This window comes from Alteriqipengyuania triglochinis, from assembly GCF_054655655.1.
This window is the reverse complement of record NZ_BAAHNC010000003.1, coordinates 216,909-242,061: the sequence shown is the minus strand read 5'-3', so window position 1 is coordinate 242,061 and position 25,153 is coordinate 216,909. Positions and strand designations below refer to the sequence as shown.

Annotated in this window: 25 protein-coding genes; 7 read left to right on the top strand and 18 right to left on the bottom strand. The window is 66.7% G+C overall.

Going from position 1 to position 25,153, the window contains the following annotated elements:
- Nucleotides 1-5: 5 nt before the first annotated feature.
- The 9 genes from ACYQ0L_RS11395 to ACYQ0L_RS11355 all read right to left on the bottom strand — a co-directional run bounded on the left by ACYQ0L_RS11395 (nt 6) and on the right by ACYQ0L_RS11355 (nt 10,102).
- Nucleotides 6-725, bottom strand: a complete 720-nt coding sequence (locus ACYQ0L_RS11395; RefSeq protein WP_459789332.1) for a site-2 protease family protein — start codon at nt 723-725, stop codon at nt 6-8.
- A gap of 6 nt (nt 726-731) precedes the next feature.
- Entirely contained in the window at nt 732-1,316 is a 585-nt protein-coding gene (locus ACYQ0L_RS11390) for a thymidine kinase (protein ID WP_459789331.1), read from the bottom strand.
- A 24-nt stretch (nt 1,317-1,340) separates the two neighbouring features.
- Nucleotides 1,341-1,745 (bottom strand): 30S ribosome-binding factor RbfA, encoded by a 405-nt coding sequence (rbfA, locus tag ACYQ0L_RS11385; RefSeq protein WP_459789330.1) that lies wholly within the window; start codon nt 1,743-1,745, stop codon nt 1,341-1,343.
- A 279-nt stretch (nt 1,746-2,024) separates the two neighbouring features.
- Complete coding sequence (infB, locus tag ACYQ0L_RS11380) at nt 2,025-4,613, bottom strand: translation initiation factor IF-2 (protein ID WP_459789329.1); 2,589 nt, start codon at nt 4,611-4,613, stop codon at nt 2,025-2,027.
- 51 nt (nt 4,614-4,664) lie between these two features.
- The gene (locus ACYQ0L_RS11375) at nt 4,665-5,390 is read right to left on the bottom strand and encodes a DUF448 domain-containing protein (RefSeq protein WP_459789328.1); all 726 of its coding nucleotides are present in this window, start codon (nt 5,388-5,390) and stop codon (nt 4,665-4,667) included.
- On the bottom strand, nt 5,371-7,038 hold the full coding sequence (nusA, locus tag ACYQ0L_RS11370; RefSeq protein WP_459789327.1) for a transcription termination factor NusA: 1,668 nt from the start codon (nt 7,036-7,038) through the stop codon (nt 5,371-5,373). Before nusA ends, ACYQ0L_RS11375 begins: the two co-directional genes overlap by 20 nt.
- The gene (gene rimP / locus ACYQ0L_RS11365; protein ID WP_459789325.1) at nt 7,038-7,616 is read right to left on the bottom strand and encodes a ribosome maturation protein RimP; all 579 of its coding nucleotides are present in this window, start codon (nt 7,614-7,616) and stop codon (nt 7,038-7,040) included. The genes nusA and rimP overlap by 1 nt, the downstream gene beginning before the upstream one ends.
- A gap of 212 nt (nt 7,617-7,828) precedes the next feature.
- Nucleotides 7,829-9,304: a M28 family peptidase gene (locus ACYQ0L_RS11360; protein WP_459789324.1), complete on the bottom strand. Its 1,476-nt coding sequence runs from the start codon at nt 9,302-9,304 to the stop codon at nt 7,829-7,831.
- A 24-nt stretch (nt 9,305-9,328) separates the two neighbouring features.
- Nucleotides 9,329-10,102, bottom strand: a complete 774-nt coding sequence (locus ACYQ0L_RS11355; RefSeq protein ID WP_459789323.1) for a 3-hydroxybutyrate dehydrogenase — start codon at nt 10,100-10,102, stop codon at nt 9,329-9,331.
- A 138-nt stretch (nt 10,103-10,240) separates the two neighbouring features.
- On the opposite strand from ACYQ0L_RS11355, the gene ypfJ reads away from it, so the two are divergent.
- Nucleotides 10,241-11,128 carry a KPN_02809 family neutral zinc metallopeptidase gene (gene ypfJ / locus ACYQ0L_RS11350; RefSeq protein WP_459789322.1) on the top strand — a complete coding sequence of 296 codons (888 nt, stop codon included), beginning with the start codon at nt 10,241-10,243 and terminating at the stop codon, nt 11,126-11,128.
- A gap of 147 nt (nt 11,129-11,275) precedes the next feature.
- Entirely contained in the window at nt 11,276-12,274 is a 999-nt protein-coding gene (locus ACYQ0L_RS11345; RefSeq protein WP_459789321.1) for an LLM class flavin-dependent oxidoreductase, read from the top strand.
- A 90-nt stretch (nt 12,275-12,364) separates the two neighbouring features.
- Here the strand turns inward: ACYQ0L_RS11345 and ACYQ0L_RS11340 are convergent, their stop codons facing one another.
- The 6 genes from ACYQ0L_RS11340 to sdhC form a co-directional block, all read right to left on the bottom strand.
- Complete coding sequence (locus ACYQ0L_RS11340; RefSeq protein WP_459789320.1) at nt 12,365-14,113, bottom strand: M56 family metallopeptidase; 1,749 nt, start codon at nt 14,111-14,113, stop codon at nt 12,365-12,367.
- Nucleotides 14,110-14,514 (bottom strand): BlaI/MecI/CopY family transcriptional regulator, encoded by a 405-nt coding sequence (locus ACYQ0L_RS11335; RefSeq protein WP_459789318.1) that lies wholly within the window; start codon nt 14,512-14,514, stop codon nt 14,110-14,112. The genes ACYQ0L_RS11340 and ACYQ0L_RS11335 overlap by 4 nt, the downstream gene beginning before the upstream one ends.
- A 116-nt stretch (nt 14,515-14,630) precedes the next feature.
- Nucleotides 14,631-15,500, bottom strand: a complete 870-nt coding sequence (locus ACYQ0L_RS11330) for a glycoside hydrolase (RefSeq protein ID WP_459789317.1) — start codon at nt 15,498-15,500, stop codon at nt 14,631-14,633.
- Nucleotides 15,501-15,558: 58 nt separating this feature from the next.
- A complete protein-coding gene (sdhA, locus tag ACYQ0L_RS11325) occupies nt 15,559-17,439 on the bottom strand; it encodes a succinate dehydrogenase flavoprotein subunit (protein ID WP_459789316.1) in 1,881 nt (626 codons plus the stop codon).
- The gene (gene sdhD / locus ACYQ0L_RS11320; protein ID WP_459789315.1) at nt 17,439-17,825 is read right to left on the bottom strand and encodes a succinate dehydrogenase, hydrophobic membrane anchor protein; all 387 of its coding nucleotides are present in this window, start codon (nt 17,823-17,825) and stop codon (nt 17,439-17,441) included. Before sdhD ends, sdhA begins: the two co-directional genes overlap by 1 nt.
- Nucleotides 17,826-17,835: 10 nt before the next feature.
- Nucleotides 17,836-18,216: a succinate dehydrogenase, cytochrome b556 subunit gene (gene sdhC / locus ACYQ0L_RS11315; RefSeq protein ID WP_459789313.1), complete on the bottom strand. Its 381-nt coding sequence runs from the start codon at nt 18,214-18,216 to the stop codon at nt 17,836-17,838.
- A 158-nt stretch (nt 18,217-18,374) separates the two neighbouring features.
- Here sdhC and ACYQ0L_RS11310 point away from each other — a divergent pair, with 158 nt between their 5' ends.
- Genes ACYQ0L_RS11310 through ACYQ0L_RS11290 form a run of 5 tightly spaced genes read left to right on the top strand, consistent with a single transcriptional unit; the run spans nt 18,375 to nt 22,303 of the window.
- The gene (locus ACYQ0L_RS11310; protein ID WP_459789312.1) at nt 18,375-19,109 is read left to right on the top strand and encodes an SDR family NAD(P)-dependent oxidoreductase; all 735 of its coding nucleotides are present in this window, start codon (nt 18,375-18,377) and stop codon (nt 19,107-19,109) included.
- The gene (gene bla, locus ACYQ0L_RS11305) at nt 19,099-20,049 is read left to right on the top strand and encodes a subclass B3 metallo-beta-lactamase (RefSeq protein WP_459789311.1); all 951 of its coding nucleotides are present in this window, start codon (nt 19,099-19,101) and stop codon (nt 20,047-20,049) included. The genes ACYQ0L_RS11310 and bla overlap by 11 nt, the downstream gene beginning before the upstream one ends.
- Nucleotides 20,046-20,660 carry a DUF6151 family protein gene (locus ACYQ0L_RS11300; RefSeq protein WP_459789310.1) on the top strand — a complete coding sequence of 205 codons (615 nt, stop codon included), beginning with the start codon at nt 20,046-20,048 and terminating at the stop codon, nt 20,658-20,660. Before bla ends, ACYQ0L_RS11300 begins: the two co-directional genes overlap by 4 nt.
- Nucleotides 20,650-21,591: a 50S ribosomal protein L11 methyltransferase gene (locus ACYQ0L_RS11295; RefSeq protein WP_459789309.1), complete on the top strand. Its 942-nt coding sequence runs from the start codon at nt 20,650-20,652 to the stop codon at nt 21,589-21,591. The genes ACYQ0L_RS11300 and ACYQ0L_RS11295 overlap by 11 nt, the downstream gene beginning before the upstream one ends.
- A 10-nt stretch (nt 21,592-21,601) precedes the next feature.
- Entirely contained in the window at nt 21,602-22,303 is a 702-nt protein-coding gene (locus ACYQ0L_RS11290) for a DUF2459 domain-containing protein (protein ID WP_459789307.1), read from the top strand.
- Here the strand turns inward: ACYQ0L_RS11290 and ACYQ0L_RS11285 are convergent.
- From ACYQ0L_RS11285 to ACYQ0L_RS11275, 3 genes are all read right to left on the bottom strand, one after another.
- Nucleotides 22,300-23,505: an RNA polymerase sigma factor gene (locus ACYQ0L_RS11285; protein ID WP_459789306.1), complete on the bottom strand. Its 1,206-nt coding sequence runs from the start codon at nt 23,503-23,505 to the stop codon at nt 22,300-22,302. The two genes, ACYQ0L_RS11290 and ACYQ0L_RS11285, sit on opposite strands and share 4 nt — an antisense overlap.
- Entirely contained in the window at nt 23,493-23,849 is a 357-nt protein-coding gene (locus ACYQ0L_RS11280) for a YciI family protein (RefSeq protein ID WP_459789305.1), read from the bottom strand. The genes ACYQ0L_RS11285 and ACYQ0L_RS11280 overlap by 13 nt, the downstream gene beginning before the upstream one ends.
- Nucleotides 23,850-23,940: 91 nt before the next feature.
- Complete coding sequence (locus tag ACYQ0L_RS11275; RefSeq protein ID WP_459789303.1) at nt 23,941-25,119, bottom strand: serine hydrolase; 1,179 nt, start codon at nt 25,117-25,119, stop codon at nt 23,941-23,943.
- Between the last annotated feature and the right edge of the window lie 34 nt (nt 25,120-25,153).

The following is a 25,153-nucleotide window of genomic DNA, read 5'->3' as shown; positions in this document are numbered from 1 at the left end:
CCCGATCACGCGCCCGCCACCCAGTCGGCGATCCGCAGGAAGCGCTCCATCATCCACTCGACCGGCGGGCCGATCGTGTTGGAGAGGATGCCGGTGTCGGGAAATACCCACACCACCGCGATCAGCACCGCGAACAGGATCATCCCGACCTGCTGCAAGCGGTTCCAATGCACCGCCCAGCTGCGCGGCAGCAGGCCTTCGACGATGTGCGATCCGTCGAAAGGCGGGATCGGCAGCAGGTTGAAGAAGGCGAGGAAGACGTTGATCATGATGAAGAAGAACAGCGCGGTCGGCAGCGTCGCCGCCTCGCCCGCCGCATCGGCGACCTGCGGCAGGCCGGTCTCGGTCGATACCAGCAGCGCACCGTCGGGCATGACCAAGCCAAAGAGGATCGCCCCGATCAAGGCGAGCACAAGGTTGCTGAGCGGCCCTGCGGCGGCAACCGCCATCATGCCGTAGCGCGGGTTGTTCAGCCGGTGGCGCTTGACCGGCACCGGCTTGGCCCAGCCGAAGATCGGCCCGCCGACCAGCGCGAGGAAGCCGGGCACCAGCAGCGTACCGATCGGGTCGACATGGCGGATCGGATTGAGCGTCAGCCGCCCCTTGTCGAACGCCGTGCTATCGCCCAGCGCGAGCGCAACCCAGCCATGCGCGACCTCATGGCACACGATGGCAATGATCAGCGCCGGGATCAGCAGCACGGCAAGGCTAAGGGTGTCTCCCATCGCCTGCTATGTAGGCACTCGGTGAGCGGTCACAAAGTGGCGACGACACACCGCGACGTAGCGTTCGTTGCCGCCGATCACGGTCTGCGCGCCCTCGGTCACCGGATTTCCGGCATCGTCGACGCGCTGGTTCATGGTCGCCTTGCGCCCACAGTGGCACACGCCCTTCAGCTCCGAAAACTCGTCGGCAATGCCCAGCAGCACCTTCGAGCCTGGAAACAGATCGCCGCGAAAATCGGTCCGCAGGCCGTAACAGACGACGGGCAGGTCATGCCGGTCGACGAGGTCGGCCATCTGCCACACCTGATCGTGCGTGAGGAACTGCGCCTCGTCCACCAGCACGCAGGCGAGCGGCTGGCGCGCATGTTCGGCCAACACATGGCCTGCAATATCGGTGCTCTCGTCGAAGCGGTTGGCGTCGGCGGCAAGGCCGATGCGCGAGCTGATCGCGCCGAAGCCGGGCCGCACGTCGACCTCGGCAGTCCACAGCGACACGCGCATGTCCCGCTCGCCGTAATTGAAGGCCGCCTGCAGCAGCGTGGTCGACTTGCCCGCATTCATGCTGGCGAAGTAGAAATAGAGCTTGGCCATCGCGTCGGGCGAAGCGCGGCGGCGCTACTCCTCTTCCCCGTCGTCCAGATCGCGCGCGACCTTGGGGTCGTTCAGAAGACGCTCGATCCGGTCGGCCTCCTCGAAGCTTTCGTCCGGCTTGAACTGCAGCTTGGGCGCGAATTTCAGGCCCAGCCGCTTGGCGACTTCGCGCTGGAAGAACGCGGTGTTGGTGCGCAACGCCTTGACCACGACATCCTCGTCCTCGCCCAGCAGCGGCTTCACATAGACGCTCGCGTGCTTGAGATCGGGCGTCATCTTCACCTCGGTCACACTGACTGAGTGCGCGCTCAACGTCTCGTCATGCACCTCGTTACGGGTGAGTAGTTCGGACAGGATGTGACGCACCCGTTCGCCGACCTTGAGGACGCGGACGGATTGCTGTTCTGCGGAAAATTGCTGGCGGGCCATTAGGCTTCCATCTTCTTGTGAGTACGCTTCGCATGTTGCGCTCTGTGCTGCGACATTCAAGCCGGCGCGGATCGCAAGAACCGTGCGGCTCGCTTAGCACAGCATCAAACGGGAGCGTCCCGGTGCAAGGCCGGGGCAGACAGCGCTCCTGTCAGCTCTCTTTGCGATCGCTCCGGTCGAGCGCTTTGGCGATCCTGTGCAGCGCGTACAATCCTCGCCGGGTCTCGTAATAGATCCCGGCGAGGATAGTCGCTGAAAAAACGCCAATGACCAGCAACATTACAGCGTCCGTTCGCGCTCCTCGACTTCGAAGACTTCGAGCTGGTCGCCTGCCTTGATGTCGTTCGTGTCTTCCAGAACCACACCGCATTCGAGACCGGCACGCACTTCGTCGACGTCGTCCTTGAAGCGCCGCAGCGAGGCGATGGTGGTCGAGGAGACGATGACGTCGTCGCGGGTGAGGCGGGCGTGGAGACCCTTGCGGATCGCGCCTTCCTCCACCAGGAGCCCTGCCGCCTTGTCCTTCTTGCCGGACTTGAAGACTTCCTTGACCGCTGCACGACCGACAACGTGTTCGATCCGCTCGGGGCCAAGCTCGCCCGCCATCTCCTTCGCGATCTCCTCGGTCAGGTGATAGATGACGTCGTAGTACATCAGGCGCACCTTCTCGCGCTCGATCTGCTGACGCGCCTTGGCGTTGGGGCGGACGTTGAAGCCGATGATCGGCGCGTTGCCGGCCGCGGCCAGCGTCACGTCGTTCTCGGTAATCGCGCCGACGCCCGAGTGCAGGATGCGCACCTTGATGTCGTCGTTCGAGAGGTTGGTGAGCGCGGTCTTGATCGCCTCGACCGAACCCTGAACGTCCGCACGGACCAGCAGCGGGAACTCGATCGCCTTGTTGGCAAGGCTGGAGAACATCGCATCGAAATTGGTCGGTGCCAGCGCCGTGCGCTGCTCGTTCGCCTTGTCCTGACGGTATTCGGCGACTTCGCGCGCGCGCTGTTCGTTCTCTACCACGGCCAGCTGATCGCCCGCATTCGGCACCCCGCCGAGGCCGAGGACCTCGACCGGCATCGACGGACCGGCTTCCTTGATCTGCTTGCCCTGGTCGTCGACGATCGCACGCACACGCCCGCTCATCGTACCGGCAACCAGCGCGTCGCCCTTCTTGAGCGTGCCGCGCGTGACCAGCACCGAGGCGACGGGGCCACGGCCCTTGTCGAGCTGCGCTTCGATCACCGTGGCTTCCGCCGGGCGATCGGGGTTGGCCTTCAGCTCCATCAGTTCGGCCTGCAGGGCGATCTTGTCGAGCAGTTCGTCGAGCCCGGTGCCCTTGAGCGCGGAAATCTCCACGTCCTGCACGTCGCCCGACATCGCCTCGACGATGATTTCCTGTTCCAGCAGGCGCTCGCGCACCTTCTGGGGGTTGGCGTCTTCCTTATCCATCTTGTTGATGGCGACGATGATCGGCGTGCCGGCGGCCTTGGCGTGGCTGATCGCCTCGATCGTCTGCGGCATGATGCCATCGTCGGCGGCGACGACCAGCACGACGATATCGGTGACGTTGGCACCGCGTGCGCGCATTTCCGTGAAGGCGGCGTGGCCGGGCGTGTCGAGGAAGGTGATCTTGTTACCGTCCTTCGTCTTCACCTGGTAGCTGCCGATGTGCTGGGTGATGCCACCGGCCTCGCCCCGCGTCACATTGGTGCCGCGCAGCGCATCGAGCAGGCTGGTCTTGCCGTGGTCGACATGGCCCATGATCGTGACGACTGGCGGACGCGGCTTCAGGCTTTCTTCCGGATCGACGTCTTCCTCGGCCTTGATGTCGATATCGGCGTCGGAGACCTTCTGGATGTTGTGGCCGAACTGTTCGACCAGCAGTTCCGCGGTATCCTGGTCGATCGTCTGGTTGACGGTGACCGCCATGCCGAGGCTGAACAGTTCCTTCACCAGGTCCGCGCCCTTTTCGGCCATGCGGTTGGCGAGTTCCTGCACGGTAATCGCCTCGGGGACGATCACGTCGCGCACCTGCTTCTCGCGCGGCTTGGACGAGCCGCCGCCCTGCATCCGGCGTTCCTTCTCGCGCGCACGCTTGAGCGCGGCGAGCGAACGGGCGCGACGGCCTTCGTCCTCGTTCAGGGCCTTGGTGACGCTGAGCTTGCCCGAACGGCGCTTGTCGGGACGTTCGGCCGCGCGTGCCGGCTTCTCTTCCTTCTTGGGCTTCTTCTCGGGCTTCTTGGGCTCGGGACGCTGGACCGGGGTGAACTTGCGTGCCGCAGGGCGCGCGGCCTTGCCGGCGTCTTCCCCGGCGGGCGCCGCCTCGGCTTCGGCCTCGGGCGCGGGCTCTGCCTTGGCAGCCGGAGCTTCGGCTGCGGCCTTGGCCTCTTCTTCGGCGCGCTTGGCCGCTTCTTCCTTGGCCCGGGCGTTGTCCTCGGCGCGCTTCTTCTCGTCCTCGGCCGCCTGCCTGGCCTTTTCCTCGTCACGCTTGCGCGCTTCCTCGGCCATCCGCAGGCGATCTTCCTCGGCTTCGCGCTGGAGACGCGCGACGCGTTCCTGCGGGGTTTCCCCGGCGGGCGCGGGCTTCTTGGGCGCGGGCTTCTTCGCGACCGGCGCAGGCGCAGGCGCGGGAGCCGGAGCCGGTGCAGGCGTCGGGGCCGGAGCCGGAGCGGGGGCCTTGGCCTCCTCGGCTTCGGGCGTCGGCGCGGGGGCGGAGTCGCCGGGCTTCAGGATCTTGCGACGACGCTTCACCTCGACCGCCACCTTGTTGGTGCGACCGTGGCTGAAGGTCTGCTTGACCTCGCCCGATTCCACGCTCCGCTTGAGGCCAAGCGGTTTGCGGGTCCGGGTCTTGTTTTCGTCGTCGCTCATAGAACTCGTTTCTTCCTTCACTCACATCGTCGCGAATAGCGAGGCCGCCGTCTAGGTGGCCTCCGCCTCGCTCACGTCCTCGGACGCATTCCGGTAATGCAACAGGCGCACCAGAGACTGCTGGACCCGCTCGGCCGCCGCATCGCCGGCCCCGGGTTCGCCCTTCACGCCCAGATGGACGACATTGTCGCGGCCCAATGCCACAGACAGCGCCGTGCGGTCCAGTGGCAAGCGCGTTCCGCCCTCGCCGCTGCCCTCGCGGTCCATCCCCACACGCCATGCCTGGTCGAGCTTGGCGGCACCGCCTTCGCTCGCATCGCTGGCATGATAAAGCGCGGCAAGCGCACCGCCGCGCGCATGCTCGGCGATCCGTTCCGACCCCAAGATAATGTGTCCGCTGCGCATTTCGAGCCCCAACCGGTCGGTCAGGGTGCGCAGCAGGCCCGCCTCGATCTGTTCGGGCAGGTCGTCAGGCACGCTCGGCGGGGCGGATTTGAACGCCCGCGCAAGCGCTCCCTTGAGCTTGCCCTTGGCGATCGCTTCTTCAAGCTCGGCGCGGGTCACGCCCAGCCATGCCCCGCGACCCGGCGCACGGGCGCGCGGGTCCGGGTGCACGACGGACTGCCCATCGGGACCGGGCGGAGAAACGGCGAGCCGGATCAGCTCCGCACGCTCGCCATGGCGTCCGGTCAGGATGCACTTGCGCTCCGGCGATTTCCCGCCGGCGCGCGTGCGCTCAGTTGTCGGCGTCAGAGACTCATTGTTCGGAGTCCGCATCGGCGGCCTCCTGTTCGGTTGCCGGCGCGGCCTTCGCCGATGCCGGTTCCTCGTCCTCGAACCAGTGGGCGCGGGCAGCCATGATGATCTCGTTGCCCTGCTCTTCGCTCAATCCGTACTCGCCCAGCACGCCGCCCTTGTCCTGCTCGCGCTGCGGACGGTCGCGCCGCATCGGCGGACCATCGGGGTTGTTGTTGCGGCGACGCGGCGCCTCGCGCTTCTTGGCGATCAGTTCGTCGGTCGCGAGATCGGCGACATCGTCGAGCGTCTTGAGACCCGCCTTGCCCAGCGTGACCAGCATCGCTTCGTTCAGATGCGGCAGCTCGGCCAGATCGTCTTCCACGCCCAGCTCGCGGCGCGTCTCGCGGTGGGCGGCTTCCTGCCGCTCAAGCGCTTCGGTCGCACGGCTCTGCAGCTCTTCGGCCAGTTCCTCGTCGAAGCCTTCGATCATCGCCAGTTCGTCCAGCTGGACGTAGGCGACTTCTTCCAGTTCGGCGAAGCCTTCGGCGACGAGCAGCTGCGAGAGCGTTTCGTCGACGTCCAGCTCTTCCTCGAACATCTTGGAGCGAGCGGCGAATTCCTTGCTCTGCTTTTCCGAGGCTTCTTCCTCGGTCATGATGTCGATCTGGTTGCCGGTCAGCTGGCTGGCGAGGCGCACGTTCTGGCCGCGGCGACCAATCGCCAGCGAAAGCTGGTCGTCGGGCACAACCACTTCGATGCGGCTCTCGTCCTCGTCCAGCACCACGCGACTGACGGTGGCGGGCTGGAGCGCGTTGACGATGAAGGTCGCCTGATCCTCGCTCCAGGGGATGATGTCGATCTTTTCGCCCTGCAGTTCCTGCACGACGGCCTGCACGCGGCTGCCCTTCATGCCGACGCAGGCGCCGACGGGATCGATGCTCGAGTCGTGCGAGATCACGCCGATCTTGGCGCGGCTGCCCGGATCGCGGGCGGCGGCCTTGATCTCGATGATGCCGTCGTAGATTTCGGGCACTTCCTGCGCGAACAGCTTGCGCATGAAATCGGGGTGCGCGCGGGTCAGGAAGATCTGCGGGCCGCGGTTGTTGCGTTCGACCTTGCTGATCAGCGCGCGGACACGCTCGCCCACACGGGCGGCTTCGCGGGGAATCTGCTGGTCGCGGCGGATCACGCCTTCGGCGCGGCCGAGGTTGACGATCACGTGGCCGAATTCGACCGACTTGATGACGCCGGTGATGATTTCGCCCGCGCGATCCTTGAATTCGTCGAACTGACGCTCACGCTCGGCATCGCGCACCTTCTGGAAGATGACCTGCTTGGCGGACTGCGCGTCGATGCGACCCAGATCTACCGGCGGCAGCGGATCGACGATGAAGTCGCCCACGGACGCACCGTCCTGCAGCTTCTGCGCCTGTTCGAGGTTCACCTGCTTGAAGTAATCCTCGACCTCTTCGACCACCTCGACGACACGCCACAGGCGCAGGTCGCCCGACTGCGGATCGAGCTTGGCGCGAATGTCGTTTTCCGCACCATAACGGTTGCGGGCGGATTTCTGGATCGCCTCTTCCATCGCTTCGATGACGATCGACTTGTCGATCATCTTTTCCGAAGCGACCGAGTTCGCGATCGCGAGGAGCTCCGCGCGGTTGGCGGAAATGGCAGTGGCCATCAGTCGTCAGCCTTTTCTTGTTGGTCTTCTTGTACTTCCTCGGCACCCGTGGTGTCGAGCGGTCTGGTCGCAGCGATCAGCTCGTCGGTGAGGACGAGCTGCGCGGCATGAATCTGGTCACGCGGAAGCTGGACATCGCCTGCCTTGCGGTCGGTGATGGTGACGATGTCGCCCCCCGGACCATTGGCGATCCCCTTCAGGACACCGCGGTAATTGCGCTGGCCGTCATAGCCCTTGATCATGGAGACCTTGGCCTCGTGCCCCGCCCAGTCGGAAAAATCCTTGTCGCGGGTCAGCGGGCGGTCGATCCCGGGCGAGCTGACTTCGAGGTGGTAGGCCCCTTCGATCAGAACATCGCCCTTCTCTTCGAGCGTATCGATCTTCTCCGAAACCGCGCGACTCAATGCGGCGCACTGCTCGATCACCAGCTGCCCGGTTGCCGGGTCTTCCGCCATGATCTGAAGCGCCTGCGTGCCGTCGCCCGCTTCGGAGGGCATCATCTTCACGCGCACGAGTTCGAATCCCAGGGCCTTGGCCTCGGGTTCGATGATCTGTGTCAGTCGCGCGATATCCGCCATAAATCTCCGTTCTCTGGTCCGAATGCCATGGCCGTGCAGCTTGGCGCCGGTGCCTTTCGGCCCGGCCCAACACGGTGCCAGCAATGTCGGGATGCAAGCCAGATAGGCGGAGCCTGCGAAAATTGCAACGCGCTTTGGCAATTTTGCCCGGTCACGCGCCGTGCGGCTCGAACCACAGGCAGTCCGCGCGCTCGACCGCGGGCGCCCCGGCGTCAGTCCCCGCCGCCAGGATAGGTCCTGAGGCTCCCGAAATAGCGGATCAGCTGCGCATGAAGGAGCGTGTCCTGTGCTGCGCCGCCCAGTTCGAGCCCCGAGTCCACATCATCGTTTGCGTGATGATACGGCCCCGACATGAAGCTTTCGAAAGCGTCGCCGTCCGCCAGGGCACTGCTGACCAGCACGGTCGGCACGCCTTCGCGCAAGAATATCCAGCCGTCCTGTCGCGGAAGGAAGGCGTCCTGCATGTCCGACGGCACGATCTTGCGGGACTGAACGCGCGCAACCTCGGAGATGCCGTAGTCGAGCTGCGTCTTGCCCGCCCCCAGCACCACCACCGGGGTTCCGCGCGGCGCGATCGCCATCGTGTCGAGGTTGAAGGCGGCGGCGATCGTGGGCAGCGGCACCGGCGGGTCGGCCACGAAGGCCTTCGCGCCGAGCAGGCCGAGCTCTTCCGAACTGGTGGCGAGGACGATCAGATCGCGGTCGAGCGGACCGTCGCGCAGCGCGATCCGCACCGCCTCGATCATCACCGCAAGGCCGCTGGCATTGTCGACCGCGCCGTTGCACAGCCGGTCGGCAGCGTCGGGCGGGCCGCATTCGTCGCCCAGATGGTCCCAGTGGGCCAGCAGCAGAACGGCACCCGAACCTTCGACCTGCCCCGCAAGCCGCCCGATGACGTTGGCGGTTTCGATCCGGTCGGTCTGCTGCACGATGTCGGCCTGCAGGATCGTGTCGTAGGCGATGACGCCGAGCCCATCGGGATGGCGCGCGGCCGTTTCGCCGATCACTCCCATCAGACGCTCGCTGTCCTGTGGCGAGAGCAGCAGCACCGCCGGACCCGAGCTGTCGCTGCCCAGCCGCCAGCGCCCGCGCGCGAAGAAGCCGGCGGTCCGATCGTAATCTTCCGCCGTCTTCGTCGTGATGACCAGCGCCCTGGGCGCGGCCGCGTCGAATTTTGGAAACAGTTCGAACAGCTCGCTTGCCGGGACCGCCACCGCGCGGTTGACCAGCGAGCGCGGCTGGAGTTCCTCCACATCCGGGGCCAGCCCCACGATCGGCACGTCGGCCAGGGCAACCGCATCCTCTCCCGGATGGAGCGCGACGAGATCCGGCGAGAGCGTGATGGAGCGCGCGCCATGCATAATGGTGGCGGTGCTCGCGCCGGGTTCGTCTTCCGGGGTGCGACGGACGAGCGTGAAATCCTGCGTCCAGTCGCCCTCGCCCGCACCGGGCTGCAAGCCGATCCCGGAATAGCGGTCGATCAGCCAGCGCTGCGTCTTCGCCTCGCCCTGCGTGCCGGGATAGCGGCCGGCGAAACCGTCGGTCGAAAGCTCGGCGATATCGCCGGAAAGGCGCGATTCAACCTCGTCGAGCGAGGGGCCCGTCGATGCGACCGGCGCGATCGTCGCGCAGCCGCTTGCCAGCAGTGCGACGCCGAAGGCTCCTAGAACCCGGTTGAAAGCCCCCAAAAACAATTCCCTTCGAGAAAAAAATCAGTCGGCGGTCCAACCGCCATCCACGCTCCAGTTCGCGCCGTTCACATTGGCCATCGAATCGCGGCACAGGAAGACCGCCATCTCGCCGATATCCTCGGGCTGGACGAACTTCTTGGTCGGCTGCTTGGCCAGCAGCACCTCGTCGATCACTTCCTCGCGGCTCATCCCGCGCGCCTTCATCGTGTCGGGGATCTGGTTCTCGACCAGCGGCGTCCAGACATAGCCGGGGCTGATGCAGTTGATCGTGATCCCGCTGGTCGCGACTTCCAGCGCAACCGTCTTGGTCAGCCCCGCGATCCCGTGCTTGGCGGCGACATAGGCGGCTTTGTAAGGCGAAGCGACCAGCGAGTGCGCGCTGGCGGTGTTGATGATCCGACCCCAGCCGCGCTCCTTCATGTGCGGCACGGCCAGCCGGACGGTGTGGAACGCCGCCGACAGGTTCAGCGCGATGATCTGGTTCCACTTGTCGACCGGAAACTCCTCGATCGGGCTGACATGCTGCATCCCGGCATTGTTGACGAGAATGTCCACCCCGCCCGCGCCTCCTTCGTTTTCGGGCGCCATCATCGATTCGATCGCGGAGACGTCGGTCAGGTCGCTGTCGAAATAGGCGGCGCCGTCCATTTCTTCGCGCAGCTTGGCGATTTCGTCCGCGTCGCCGAAGCCGTTGAGCACGATCTGCGCGCCTTCGGCATGCAGCGCCCGCGCGACCGCCAGTCCGATGCCGGAGGTCGATCCGGTAACCAAAGCCTTCTTGCCGTCGAGGAACATCGCTAGCCTTTCGGGTATTAACACGTCCGTGAGGGACCAATCGCCGCTTGCGCAGCGTGGTTCCGCGCGAGAGCGCGCATTGCAAGGCTTTTCTGCCGACGCATTGGGCGGGGGTTTAACGGCAAGGGGACAAGTGCGATGCGGCTCAATCCATTCAATACCGACAAGATCGACGTACGCGGGGGCGGTGGCGGCGGCCGCTTCCCCGGGGGCGGCAAAGGAAAGCTGGGCTGCGGCACGATCGTCATCGCGGGGATCGCCTCGCTGCTGTTCGGCACCGATTTCGGGCAGACGATCGCAGTGCTGGACACCGTCGACCAGGCGACCAGCGGAAGCAGGCAAGCCGGCGGCGAACGGGCGAACATGACCGAACAGCAGCTGTGCACCGAGAATGCCTATGCGACCGAGGCATGCAACGCGCTCCAGTCGCTCAACGCCACATGGGAGCCCGAATTCGCGCGCGCGAACATCGAATTCCGCGAGCCTTTCCTCAACCTGTTCGTCAACGGCGTGAACACCCAAGGCTGCGGCAGCGCGACCTCGGCGGTGGGGCCGTTCTACTGCCCGCGCGACGGCGGCATCTATCTCGACACGAGCTTCTACGACACGATGAAGAACCAGCTGGGCGCGGGAGGTGACTTCGCGCGGCTCTATGTCGTCGCCCACGAATATGGTCACCACATCCAGAACCTGACCGGTCTCGCCAGCCAGGTCAGCAGCCTCCAGCAGCGCAATCCGCGCGATGCCAACCAGCTGCAGGTCCGCATGGAGCTGCAGGCCGATTGCTATGCCGGCGTATGGGCGGGCAAGAACCGCAACCTGATCGATCCCGGCGATTTCGAGGAAGGGATGGAGGCCGCCGCCGCGATCGGCGACGATGCCATTTCGGAACGCATGGGCGGCAGGGCCTCGCCCGAGAACTTCACCCACGGTACCAGCGAACAGCGCATGGAAGCATTGCGGCTCGGCATCCGGAGCGGCGATGATACCGCATGCGATCGCTATTTCGCGCCGGAGACCTTCTAGCCTCGCGCGGCCTCGGAAGGTCCTACGCCCAAGGCCGGCCATGAAATGGACTGCGGAATGTGGTGTAGGCCCAGCTTGGCCTGCCTAAAGACAATCTGCGTGCGCCCGCAGGTTCCAATCCAGCGCCGTGAGCCCATGTTGGGTGGCATGACCAAACTCTCCCTGCTCGATCTCGCCCATGTCGCCGAAGGCCGCGACGTAGCCGATGCCCTGTCCAACGCCGCCGACATTGCGCGCCATGCCGAAACGCTCGGCTTCGAGCGATACTGGTGCGCTGAACACCACGGGATGGAGGGCATCGCCAGCGCCGCGACCAGCGTGGTGATCGGGCACGTCGCCGCCGCGACCAAGTCGATCCGCGTCGGTGCGGGCGGGATCATGCTGCCCAACCATTCGCCGCTGGTAATCGCCGAGCAGTTCGGCACGCTCGACGCGCTCTTCCCCGGTCGCATCGACCTCGGGCTGGGCCGTGCGCCGGGCAGCGACCAGCGCGTCGCCGCCGCGCTGCGGCGCAATCTCGACAGCAATCCCGACGCCTTCCCGCGCGACGTGGTGGAGCTGCAGAGTTATTTCGCGAACGACGGGCGCACCGGCATCGTCGCGACGCCGGGCGCGGGCGCGAAGGTGCCGCTCTACATCCTCGGATCGAGCCTGTTCGGCGCGCAGGTCGCCGCGATGCTCGGCCTGCCCTACGCCTTTGCGAGCCACTTTGCGCCGCAGGCGCTCGACGATGCGCTGAAGATCTACCGCGACCGGTTCGAGCCGTCCGATGTGCTGAGCGAACCCTATGCGATCTGCGGCTACAACGTCTTCGCCGCCGAGACCGAGGAGGAGGCGCACCTGCTCGCCAGTTCGATGCAGCAGAGCTTCGTGCGGCTGCGGACCGGCAAGCCGGGCAGGCTGCCGCCACCGGTCGAAGGCTATCGCGAGAGCCTGCCGCCGCAGGCCGCCGCGATGCTCGACGGCGTGCTGTCGGCCACCGCGATCGGCACGCCCTCGCAGGTGCGCGAGCAGATGAATGCCTTCGTCGAGCGCACGCAGGCGGACGAGTTGATCATTGCAGGCTCGATCTACGATCACGAGAAACGCAAGCGCAGCCTCACGCTGGCAGCGGAGGCTTTTGCGGGCGAACGCGCCGCAGCCTGACCGGCGAAGCCATCCTTGGCAGGACGCAGAAAGGCGGCGCATCCCTTGGGGGAAGATGCGCCGCCTTCGCTGAACCCAGCGCAAGGAGGTTCAGCTTGCCTCGTCGATTTCCTTCATCGCCTCGTCGAGCGCGCGCAGCGCCTTGCTGCGTTCGCGCCGCGACAAGTCGCGATCGGCTTCGACCGCGCGGCGCGCGGAAGCGATCGCCATCTTAGCGCTCGAGAGATGCGCGCCTTGGCAGAACAGCGTCACGGTCTCGCCATTGGCCTCGACCTTCTCGCGCATCATCTCGCCGCTGCCGTCGCATTCGAAACGGAATTCGGGCAGGTCAGCTGCGATCTCGGCGAACGAAAGGCGCAGCGTCTCGCTATTCTCGGCACGCGCTCGCATCTCGCGCTGCAGCTTCTCCATCTTGCGCTGGAATTCGCCGTTCTCGCCCAATCGCTCGCCAAGGATATCCATGTCGCGGAGCGCCTCTCCGCCTTCGCCCAAGCGGCTTTGCAGAACGCGGATCTTGCGCCGGTCAGCCTTGGTCCTCGCGGGGAGGTCCGCGATCTGCTTCTCGATCCGCGCGCGTTCCTCGGCCGTCGCCTCGCGACCGTTGACGGTATAGCTGGTCCGCTCGGTCGGCTTGCCCGCGGCGTCGGTCGTCACGCTGCGTTCGACCCGCACGACGCGCTTGGCCTCGCCCCCGTCCCGGTCGTCCTCGTCGGACATCACGATCACGTGGCGCGTAGTTTCGGAGACCTCGCCGGGCTCGGGCGCCTCGGGAGGTAGCGGGGCATCCGGCGCATCGGGCGCAGGCGGAGCGTCGGGTACGCCGAGCGCGGGCGCTTCGGGCGCTTCGGGCGGCGCGGGCGGTTCGGCAGCGGCCATGCGCTCGGCATAGGAGACGGTCGCGGTCAGCGGCAGGGCCGCCAGCGCACCGATGATCAGCGTGCGCGCCGCAAGCCGCCGCCGGGGAGATACGTCGGACATGGTCAGGCTCCTCAGCCGATGGATGATCGATTTGTCGCCCAGCACAGGGCACGCCATCGGCGCGGCGAGCGCGATGCTCGGCCCGCGGCCGGCGGTCGCGAAGGCCGCGATGGTCGATGCATAGGTCGGGCGCAGGGCGCGGTCGCAGTTCGCCACCACGCGCGCATCGCACGCCGCCTCCTGATCGCGCCGCAGGGCCCGCCAGCCGACCCAGCCGAGCGGGTTGAACCAGTGCATCGCGAACAGCGGCTGAACCAGCGCGTTGACCAGCAGATCGTGCGCGCGGTGATGCTCCAGCTCGTGCGCAAGGGCGAGATCGCGGCGGGTCGGCTCGGTCTGCATCATGAAGCCGGCCGGCAGCGCAATCACCTTGTCGAACACGCCGAATGCGACCGGCGACCGGGTGGCCTCGGTTTCTACCAGCCGCACCTTTCCACGCGTCCCGACAGGGGTGCTCTCCGCCAGGAGTTCACCGCGCATCGTGAAATAGCGGGTGTAGCGCCGCACGAGGAACGCCACCGAACCGACCAGCCAGCCCACGAGGGCGAGCATCAGCCAGTCGATCTCGGGCGTGCCCACCACCATCGGCTGCAGCATCACCGGCCCCGTGCCCATGTCGGCAAGCGGGTACTGCACCAGCGGAAGCTGCGCCGCGGGCGCAGGGGCCGGTTCGGTTGCGAACCAGGCGGGCAATACGAGCGGCGGAAACAGCAATCGCAGGAAGGGCAAGGCCCACAGCGCGTAGGCCGCCTCTGCCCCGAAATAGCGCGCCACCGGGCGGCGCAGTACCAAGACCAGCGCGACCAGCGCAGCGGTCCAGCCAAGCGTTTCGAGAGCGAACGTCTGCCAGTCGATGCTCATTTGCGCATCTCCTTCAGCAGGCGCTCGATCTCGCCGAGATCCTCGTCGGTCAGCGATTCGCTCTCGGCAAGATGCGCGAAGAGCGAGGAGGCGCGCCCCCCGAACAACCGGTCCACCAGCCGCCGCGATTCGCCGCCGACATAGTCCGATCGTTCGATGCGCGGAGAATAGAGGAACCTGCGCCCGTCGGGCTCTGTCGCGAGGGCGCCCTTGCCCACCAGGCGCGAGAGCAGCGTCTTGACCGTCGGCATCGACCATCCGCGCGCCTCGCACACGGCGTCGCACACCTGGGTCGCGCTGAGCGGATGGCGATCCCAGATCACCTCCATGATCGCGTGCTCGGCCTCGCTGATCCGCTCTGCCGGTTCGTTGCCGGCCGGTTGGTTGTTTGATTGTGTCATCGGCTTCACCCTCATCGTCCGACTACGTTTGTAGGCGTATCGATTACGGATGTAAACATGAGCCGCAGATGAACGGGCGCGTTGCCGGCCGGGAGAGCGGCTAGTGCCCTCGCCGATCAGCAGACTTCGGCGGTATTCTCCGGGATAGGCCCAGGCGGTACACGCGCGGGATGACGGTAGAAGGGGTCTCCCGCGAGCCGCGTGGTGTCGCCGTAGGCCCGTGCCAGCGCCGCGTAGAGCGCCGGATCGTAGGCGGCGAGATCCTCCCGGTTCAGGATGCGGGTGCCGTCGACTACGGTCAGGCGGTTCGATTCGAACCAGATTTGCGTGCTTTCGGCCCAGTATTCCTGAATCGTCGTCATCGCATATTCGTGCCGCCACAGGCCCTTCACCTGCGCGTTCGCGTAGGCCGCTTCGATCTCTGCATAGAGCGCCGGGTCGGCGCCATCGATCGCGAACAGGATATTGTGCGCGAACTCGTGGACGAGGATCGTCTCGCCGTAATAGCGGCTGGAGGGCCATCCCAGCACGTCTTCTTCCGACCCGACCGTGCGCGGCCCGCCGATGCCCCGGGCGCGCGCATCCCAGTAGGCGCGGTCGGTCAGCCGCCCGATCCGTTCCTCGTAATGCTTCTTCTCGCACCGGGTCAGGCGCGGATCATCGGGCGCGGGTTTGGTCCAGTGCGCATTCTCGGGCAGGTCGAGCAGCGCCTCGTCTTCCGCGATGATCGCGACACGGTAGCCCTTCTCGACCAGCCACGCGCGCAGGTCTGGACGATAGGCGAGCATGTCCTCGATCATCGCCTCCGCAGCGACCAGCGCATCTTCGGACACCTGCGACGACGAGACGACCGGAATGCCGCTCGCATCGCGGTACTGTGTGTAGAAATCGGGTATCGAGAGCGCAGGTGGTGGTGGCGCTGCATTTACGCCGGTGCAGGCGGCAAGGCCTGTAAAAGCGGCGAGTGCGAGTGCGCGAAACATCATGCCCTCACCGCTAGCCCGGGGATGATGAACGGCGGGCATCGAAGCCCGCCGTGCATGATCAGTACACGCGCTTCTTCGGCTTGATGTACTCGATATCGTCGGTCAGCGTGTATTCGTGCACCGGGCGGTAATCGATCTTCATGTCGCCCTTGCCCGAACCCTTGGCACCGCCGCCCCAGCCGTCGAACCACGTCACCGTGTGCTTCATCCACTCGGCATCGTTGCGGTCGGGGAAGTCCTCGTGCGCATGGGCGCCGCGGCTTTCCTTGCGGTTGTCGGCGCTCGTCATGGTGACGCTCGCCTGGGCCATCAGGTTGTCGAGCTCGAGCGTCTCGATCAGGTCGCTGTTCCAGATCAGCGAGCGGTCGGACACGTGGATGTCCGCCATGCTCGCATTCACTTCGGCGAGGTGCTTCTTGCCCGCCGCCAGCGTTTCGGTGTCGCGGAAGACCGCCGCATGCTTCTGCATGGTCTTCTGCATGTCCTCGCGGATGCGCGCGGTCGGCAGGCTGCCATTGGCATGACGGAAGTGATCGAGCCGGGTCAGCGCAAGGTCGGCGCTGTCGGCAGGCAGGGCGTCGTGCTTGGCGCCCGGCTTCATCGTTTCGGCCAGGCGATGGCCGATCGCGCGGCCGAACACCACGAGGTCGATCAGCGAGTTCGAGCCGAGGCGGTTCGCCCCGTGGACCGAGACGCAGCCCGCCTCGCCCGCGGCATAGAGCCCGGGCACGACATGGTCGGGATTGCCGTCCGGCCCCATGGTCACGACTTCGCCGTGATAGTTCGTCGGGATGCCGCCCATGTTGTAGTGGACGGTCGGCGTCACCGGCAGCGGTTCGCGCGTCAGATCGACGCCGGCGAAGATCTTGCCGCTCTCGGTGATGCCCGGCAGCCGCTCGGCGAGCACCGCAGGGTCGATGTGGTCGAGGTGGAGGAAGATGTGGTCCCCATCCTTGCCAACGCCCCGGCCTTCACGCATTTCCAGCGCCATCGAGCGCGACACGACGTCGCGCGATGCGAGATCTTTCGCGGAAGGCGCGTAGCGTTCCATGAACCGCTCGCCCTCGGAATTGGTGAGGTAGCCGCCCTCGCCGCGCGCGCCTTCGGTGATCAGCACGCCCGCGCCGTAGATACCGGTCGGGTGGAACTGGACGAACTCCATGTCCTGCAGCGGCAGGCCAGCGCGCAGCACCATGCCGCCGCCATCACCGGTGCAGGTGTGGGCCGACGTCGCCGTGTAGTAGCAGCGGCCATAGCCGCCGGTGGCGAGCACCACGGCATGCGCCTTGAAGCGGTGGATCGAGCCATCATCGAGGCACATCGCGATAACGCCGACGCAGCGGCGATCCGCGCCCTCTCCCGCCATGATCAGGTCGATCGCGAAATATTCGATGAAGAAGTCTGCGTCGTACTTGAGGCTCTGCTGGTAGAGCGCGTGGAGCATCGCGTGCCCCGTGCGGTCCGCCGCGGCGCAGGTGCGCTGCACGGGCGGGCCTTCGCCCATGTTCTGCATGTGGCCGCCGAACGGGCGCTGGTAGATCGTGCCGTCCTTGTTGCGGCTGAACGGCACGCCCGCGTGCTCAAGCTCGTAGACCGCCTGCGGGGCTTCACGCGCGAGATATTCGATCGCGTCCTGGTCGCCCAGCCAGTCCGACCCCTTCACGGTGTCGTACATGTGCCAGGTCCAGTGGTCGGGCGTGTTGTTGCCCAGCGACGCGGCGATGCCGCCCTGCGCGGCAACCGTGTGCGACCGGGTGGGGAAGACCTTGGAAATGTTCGCGGTCTTGAAGCCCGCTTCGGCCGCGCCCATCGTGGCGCGCAGGCCCGAACCGCCCGCGCCGACAACCACCACGTCGAATTCGTGGTCGATGATCGGATAGGCGTCGCCGACGTTCTTGGGGCGATCGGTGGCGGTGTCGTTGGGGGTCTGGCTGGCCATCAGGCAGCTCCTGCGAATGCGATGCTGGCGATGCAGAAGACGGCGAACACGCCGCCCGCAATCACCGCGAGATTGAGAAGGGCGATCAGCGCGAAGCGGCTGCCGCCCTGATGGATATAGTCTTCGATCAGCACCTGCAGGCCGAGGCGTGCGTGCCAGAACGTGCTGACGATCAGCAGGATCAGGGCCGCCGCGCTGACCGGGTTGGCGAGCCAGCCGGTGACAGTGCCGTAATCGTAGCCCGGCAGCAGCAGGAAGCTGACCAGCAGGAACAGCACCAGCACGAGGTTGCCGATCGCGGTAAAGCGCTGGACCAGCCAGTGATGCGCGCCCTCGTGGGCCGAGCCGAGGCCGCGCACGCGGCCGAGAGAGGTTCCGTTACCCATGGTACAGGCCTTATTTCAGGATGATGATCGCCCAGAAGGCGATCGTCAGGACAATGGCGATGATCGGGCTCAGCATGGACCACAGCTTGTTCGTCTGCAGTTCGTAACCGGCGCCGATATCGAGCACGAAGTGGCGCAGCCCGCTCATCATGTGGGTGAAGAAGGCCCAGGTCAGGCCGACCAGCACGATGTAGCCGATCGGGCTGGTCATCACGCCCGCGAAGGTTTCGTAGGCTTCCGGCCCGCCCGCCATCGCGCCCAGCCACCACAGCAGCACGGCGAGGCCGACGAGGGCAAGACCGTCGCCGGTGACGCGGTGCAGGATGGAGACCAGCATGTGCGGCCCCCATTTCCAGATTTGCAGATGGGGGGAGAGCGGTCTGTTCGACATGGTGTCTGGCGGGTCCAATCTGGCCGATATGCGGATGGGCTTGCGCCTCCACTTAGCGGAAGCGCGCCACGGTTCAAGCGAGTCCAAAGCACGGGCCATGGGGTTCATGCAAGCGCGGGGCTTGGTTGGACGGTGCGAAGCGCCTATCGACTATGGACATGACAGGTATTCTCGTCACCGGATCGAGCCGCGGGATCGGCGCCGCGATACGCGAACAGCTGGAGGCGCGCTGCGTGAAGGTGGTCGGCCATTCGACCGGCCAATCCTCCGCCCAATCCTCCGGGGACCGCGAAGAAGGCGAGATTGCCGCCGATTTTACCGAGCCTTCGGCACCCTCCATGCTGTGGGAAGAGGCGCTGCGGCAGGCCGATGGCGAGATCGACGTACTGGTCAACAATGCCGGCCTGTTCGCGGGCATCCCGCTCGACACCTCCGACATCGAATGGCTCGATGCGTGGGAGGAAACGCTGCGCATCAACCTGACCGCCGCCGCCCAGCTCAGCCGCTTTGCCGTGCGCCACTGGCAGGAACGCGGGTGCGAGGGGCGGATCGTCCACATCGCCAGCCGCGCCGGTCATCGCGGCGATTCTCCCGCCCACTGGCATTATGCGGCGGCCAAGGGCGGTATGCTGGCGCTGCACAAGACCATCGCCCGCGCCTACGCCGGTGAGGGGATCTACAGCTTCGCGGTGACGCCCGGCTTTACCGATACGTCGATGGCGGGCGATTATCTGGAGTCGCGCGGCGGCCCCGGCCTGCTCGCCGACATACCGCTCGGCCGCGTGGCCGAGCCGGAGGAGATCGCGGATATCGCGGTCTGGTGCGCGCTCGACGCGCCGCCGAGCATGACCGGCGCGACGATCGATGCCAACGGCGCGAGCTATGTCCGCTAGGCTCGCCGCGCTCGGCGCGCTGGCATTCGTCGCCGCAGGCTGCGCGCCAGCCACCAAGCCGCTCGCCAGCGCCGCCGGGACGGAGCAGACGAGTATCGCTACCTCCCCCGAACTGGCCGCCAGCTTCCCGCAATCGGCCTTCCTCGAAAAATGCGCGGACTTCGACGCGTGGGACAAGCCCTCCCCGCCCTTCGAACTGCTTGGCGACACCTGGTACGTCGGCACCTGCGGCATTTCCGCGATCCTCGTTCTCGGCGAGGACGGGCACGTCCTGATCGATAGCGGGGTGGAGGCTGCTGCACCGCTAGTCCTTGCCAATATCCGCGCGCTCGGCATCGACCCGCGCGATATCCGCTACCTGCTGATGAGCCACGAACATTTCGATCATGTGGGTGCGCACGCAGCCTTGGTCGAAGCGACCGGAGCGCAGGTGATTGCCTCGCCCGAAGCGGCAGAGGTTCTGGCCGGCGGCAAGGTCGGCGCGGATGATCCGCAGGCCGCGATCCACCCCGCAATGGCCCCGGTAAAAGTCGACCGGATCGTAAGCGACAGCGAAGTTCTCACACTGGGCGGGAAGGAATTCACCGCGCATTTCACCCCGGGCCATACGCCGGGTGCAATGAGCTGGACATGGAACGCCTGCGCGCTTGCGTGGCAACCGCCGGTGTGCCGCCGCGTCGCCTATGTCGACAGCCTCTCGCCCGTCTCGGCGGACGATTACCGCTTCACCGATCATCCCGCTCTTATCGCGGACTTCAGGCGCAGCATCGCCAGGGTCGCCCGGCTTCCATGCGACCTGCTCGCGACGCCGCATCCTTCGTCGAGCGGGATGCTCGACCGGATGAAGGATGGCGCATTGCTGGATGGGACTGCCTGTGCCGATTACGCGAGGGCGCTCGAAACGCGGCTGGACGAACGGCTGGCGAAAGAAGGCGAATGACCGGCGCCCCGGGATCGAATTCCGATCTCCCCTTCTCCTGCAGGTGCGGCGCGGTGAAGGGGGCGATCGAGAAGGCGGGGCCGCGCAATGGCGATTTCGTCGTCTGCCACTGCACCGATTGCCAGGCCTTCGCCAATCGCTTCGATGCAGCGGAGCGCGTGATGGACGAAAATGCCGGTACACCGCTCTACCAGAGCCGCTGCGCGCGGATGCGGATCGAACACGGGCTCGGCGAGCTGGGCTGCGTCCATCTGACCGACAAGCCCACCTTGCGGTGGTACGCGCGATGCTGCGACACCCCGATGTTCAACACATTCGGGAACGGGAAAATCCCCTACGTCACGACACTTGCCGGCAATTGCGACGCCGGCCTGCGCGCACGCCTGTTGGGTGAACCGGTCGGCCATCTGTTCGTCGAGGATGATCCCCACGATCTCGGCCCGGTCGACCGCATGCCGATGAGCAAGCTGATGCGCCGGTTCTTCGTGCGCATGGTGAAGGACATTCTCTCGGGCAATCGCCGCCGCAGCCCGCTGTTCGATTCCCGGACGCTGGAGCCGATCTCCACCCCCACCCGACTTTCCAAGGAAACCGTTATAAATGTCGGCTGACATCACCGCCGAAGAAGCCGGAATCAGCTGGAAGCTGACCGCACTGGTCGACCGGACCGCCGCCGAGGCCGCACTCGCGGCAAGCGTGGAAGACGCGTGGGACTCCGATCTCGTGATGAGCGCGCACGAGGTCGAGGCCGATCGCTACGATCCGATCAACGCCGGGCTATGGCGCATCGAGGCATGGTATCCGCGCCGCCCCGACGACGCGCTGCGCAGCACGCTCGACCGCATGTTCGAAGGCAAGGCGCCCGATTTCGAGCTCGAGAAGGTGGAGCCCGAAGACTGGGTCACGCTCAGCCAGCAAGCGGTCGAGCCGGTCCGGGCGGGGCCCTTCCATATCCGCACGCACGACTTCGCCCCCGATCCGGCTGCGATCGACCTCGTGATCCCCGCCAGCCGCGCCTTCGGCACCGGCCAGCACCAGACGACCGCGGGCTGTCTCGCGATGCTGGGCTGGCTGCGCGCGCGGGGCGTGCGCCCCCGCCGCGCGGTCGATGTGGGCACGGGCACCGGCCTGCTCGCGATCGGTGCGCTCAAGCTCTTCCCCACCGCGAACATGATCGCGAGCGACATCGATCCGGTGTGCGACGAGATCGTGCGCGAGAACGCGCGCGACAATGGCGTCGCGATGGGTCAGCGCCCCGGCGCGCTCCATTACGTCACCGCAGCGGGCATGGATCACCCCGCGCTCAAGGCGCGCGCGCCCTACGACCTGCTGATCGCCAACATCCTTGCCGGGCCGCTGGTGGAGCTGGCGCAGGACTTCTCGCTGGCGCTGCAGCCGGGCGGTCGCGTGATCCTTGCCGGGCTGCTCGACACGCAAGCGGCGCGCGTGATCCGTGCCTACCAGCGCATGGGCCTGCGGCTGGAACGACGGATCGACGACGGCGACTGGTCGATCCTGTGCCTGCGGGCGCCCACTTGGTGAGGCCAGCGTGATGAGCGGGCTGCGGCTGACCGGCAGGATCGCTCTCGGCCTTGCCGGAGCGTTCGCGCTGGTCGTCGCAGGCTTCTTCCTCGCCGCGTGGATCGGCTCCAGCATCCCGCGCAATGCAGACTGGGTCGAGGCCGAGACGGGCATCCCGGTGATGGTCGAGACCAACGGCTTCCATACCGGGATCGTCATGCCGATCGTCACCCCGGTGAAGGACTGGCGCGAGACCTTCCCCTCCGCCGCGAAGCCGATGGCACGCGGCATGCGCCCGACGCACATCTCGGTCGGCTGGGGCGACCGCGAGATGTATCTCGACGTGCCCACCTGGGCCGACCTCAAGCCCGCCAGCGCGCTGCGAATCGCCTTTCGCGGCGGGCCCGCGGTAATGCGGGTCGCGCATTACTATCGGCCCGCAGGGGGGCCGGACCACCGCTGGCTGATCCTGCACGAGGAGGAATATGCGCGGCTGGTGGCCGAGGTCGAGAAAGCGCTGCCGCCGGTCGACGATCCGGAGGACCGCGTGAGCCACCAGGGATTCGATCGGCTGGCGAAAGTCTACGACAGCACCGGGCGCTATACGCTGGGCAACACCTGCAACCAGTGGGTCGGCGACGCGCTCGCCGCAGCCGGCATAAAAATAGGCCTCTGGACACCGCTGGCGGGCGGCGTGATGAAATGGATTCCCGAGGGCGAAGCGCGGCCCTAGCCCGCCAGGCCGTCGCGTCGCGCGGCCAGGAAGCGCGCCTCGGCAGGCTCGGGACCGAGCGCGAGCGCTGCATTATAAGCCGTCCGTGCCTCCGCGTGCCGTCCCGCCCGTGCCAGCAGGTCCGCTCGTCCAGCTTGGAACGGGAGGAAATGGGCCAGCCTCTCCGCGTCGAGTTCGTCCAGCGCCGCCAGCCCGTCTTCCAGCGCATGCGCCCGCGAGAGCGCAACCGCGCGGTTGATCGCCACCACTGGCGTTGGCCGCATGGCCAGCAGCACATCGTAGAGGCGCAGGATCGCCGCCCAGTCGGTCTCGCCCCGCTCCCGCCGCAGGGCATGGGTCAGGTGGATCGCGGCGACCGTCTGCAAGGGCCCCGGCCGGCGCAGCGCCGTCGCCCGGTCTAGCGCGGCGCGCCCCGCTTCGATCCGCTGCGCATCCCACAGGACGACATCCTGCTGCGACAGCGGCACCATCGTGCGCTCGCCATCCACCCGCGCCTGTTCGCGAGAGCGCACGAGGCTGACGAGCGCCAGCAATCCGTGCGCCTCCGCCTCGTCGGGCATCAGCTCGGCCAACAAGAGCGCCAGCCGCTCCACTTCGGGCGCCAACCCCTGCGTATCGCCCTCCCCCGCCGCATTGCGGTAGGCTATGCCGAGCGCGGTCTCGAGCGTGTCGAGAACCGCGCCGACGCGCGCCGCCCACTCCCCGGGCGGCGGGGTCTCGAACGGAATTCGCGCCGCCCTGATCTTCGTCTTGGCGCGCGTGATCCGCTGGTACATCGCAGGCTCGGTGGCGAGAAACGCGCGCGCGATCCGCGCAACCGACACGCCGCAGATCACCCGCAAAGCCAGCGCAATCCGCGCCTCGGGCGCCAGCGCGGGATGGCAGCAGGTGAACAGCAGCCGCAGCCGGTCGTCGGGGATCGGTTCGGGAAAGGGAATGACATCGCCAATCGCATCGCCCTCCGGCTCGCTCGCCAGCGCGCGCGCCTCCCGCTCGGCCCGGCGCACCGCATCGAGCGCGCGGCGCCGCGCCGCGACATAGAGCCATGCCGCCGGGTCGCGGACTTCCGTGCTTTGCCTCAGCAAGGCCTCGCACGCGGCGGAGAACCCGTCTTCCGCCAGGTCGAGATCGCGGAACTGCGCGGCGAGGGCCGCGATGACCCTCGGCCGCGCATCTCCGATCGCGTCCTCTACTCGGGCCATATCGCGCGGATCTCGACCGAGCCCTTGCCCGGGACCGGGATCAGCCTCGCCCAGCGCACCGCTTCGTCGTGGTCCGCTGCCTCGATCACGTAGTAGCCGCCCAGCTCCTCGTGCGTTTCGGCGAAGGGGCCGTCGTGCAGCGTGCCCTCGCCGCCATTGGTGTAGCGGATCGTGGTCGCGCTGTGCGCTTCCTTCAGGCGGTTTCCGCTGAACTCGACGCCGCTGGCCATCAGTTCCTCGACCAGCTTCATGTGCCCGGAGAGCGTTTCCTCGATCCGCGCGGTGCCATCCTCGCCTTCGTAAAAGCTCTCATCCTCGTAGATCATCAGCATGTACTGCATCATGCGCCTCCGGTTCGGCATCGCCCCTGCGGCGATACTCTACACCCGAGACGCCACTCGGCAGCGCCATTCGACAGGCGTGCGAGAATTTTTCCTACGACCGATCGGCAGGCTCGCCTTCGCCCTCGTCATCGCCCCCGTCATCGCCCTCGCCACCGGACGCCGCGCCCGGCCCCGTCACCATCTCGTGGTAGCCCGCGACCGCGCGGACCACGGCGTGCATCATCTCCATGCGGGCGGGGATCGGCACACTGGTGCGGCCGATCATCACCGCCACCGTGTAGGTGCTGCCATCGGGCGCGGTGAGGATGCCGACATCGTTGTAGCCTGCCTGCGGCGCGGGCGCCTGCGTGTCGAGCACCTGCCCCGTGCCCGTCTTGTGTGCGATGCTCCAGCCCTGGGGCAGCCCGCCCTTGAGCCGGTTGGGGCCGCTCTTCACCGCCTCCAGCCACGCGAGGAAGCGTGCGGTATTCTGATCGGACAGCAGTTCGCCCTGCTTGAGTTGCGCGAGCGCGGCGGCAATGGCGACCGGGCTTGCCCCGTCGACCGGATCGGCCACGTAGGCATCGAAGTTTCGCTGGCGGACATCGTCCGGCACCGCCCGGCGGACCTCGAAGAACAGGTCGTCGAAGGCGAAGGCCTGCTGCCATTCCAGCCCTGCAATGGCGGACTGCATGGGCCGCTCGCCCGGCCCGAAACGGATATCGGCGAAGCCCTTGCGCGCAAGCATCTTGCGCACCGCGTCCGGCCCGCCGACGCGGCGCAGGACCATGTCGTTCGCGGTGTTGTCGCTCTGCGTCAGCGCGCGTTCGATGAAGTCCGCATAGCTCGCCGTGAAACTGCCATTGGCGACCACCCCGCCGCGAATGGGGCTGTGGAACACCGCCACATCCTCGCGCCGCACCGTGCCGGTCTGCGCGAGGTCGAGCTTGCCGCGATCCGCCTGGTCGAGTGCGGTCAGCGCGACCCACAGCTTGCTGACGCTCTGCTGCGGATAGAGCGCCGTGCCCTCGAAATGCACCATCCGGCCGCGCGCCGGATCACTCACCGCGATCCCGACCTTGCCGTCGAACCCGGTGCCGATTTCGAACAGCTGGTCGTCGAGCCATTCCTCCTGCTCCGAACGCTCGACCACAACGTCCTCCGCCGCCTGTCCGATCCGCTCCTCGATGCTGGGCGCGGGGTCGCGCTCCTTCGCCTCCCGGCCGAGATGGCACGTGGCGAGCGTGCCGAGCGAAAGGAGGCCGAAGAGGACGAGCAGAATGGTGCGCATGACTCGCGATATAGCTCCAAGTCTTTGAAAAGAA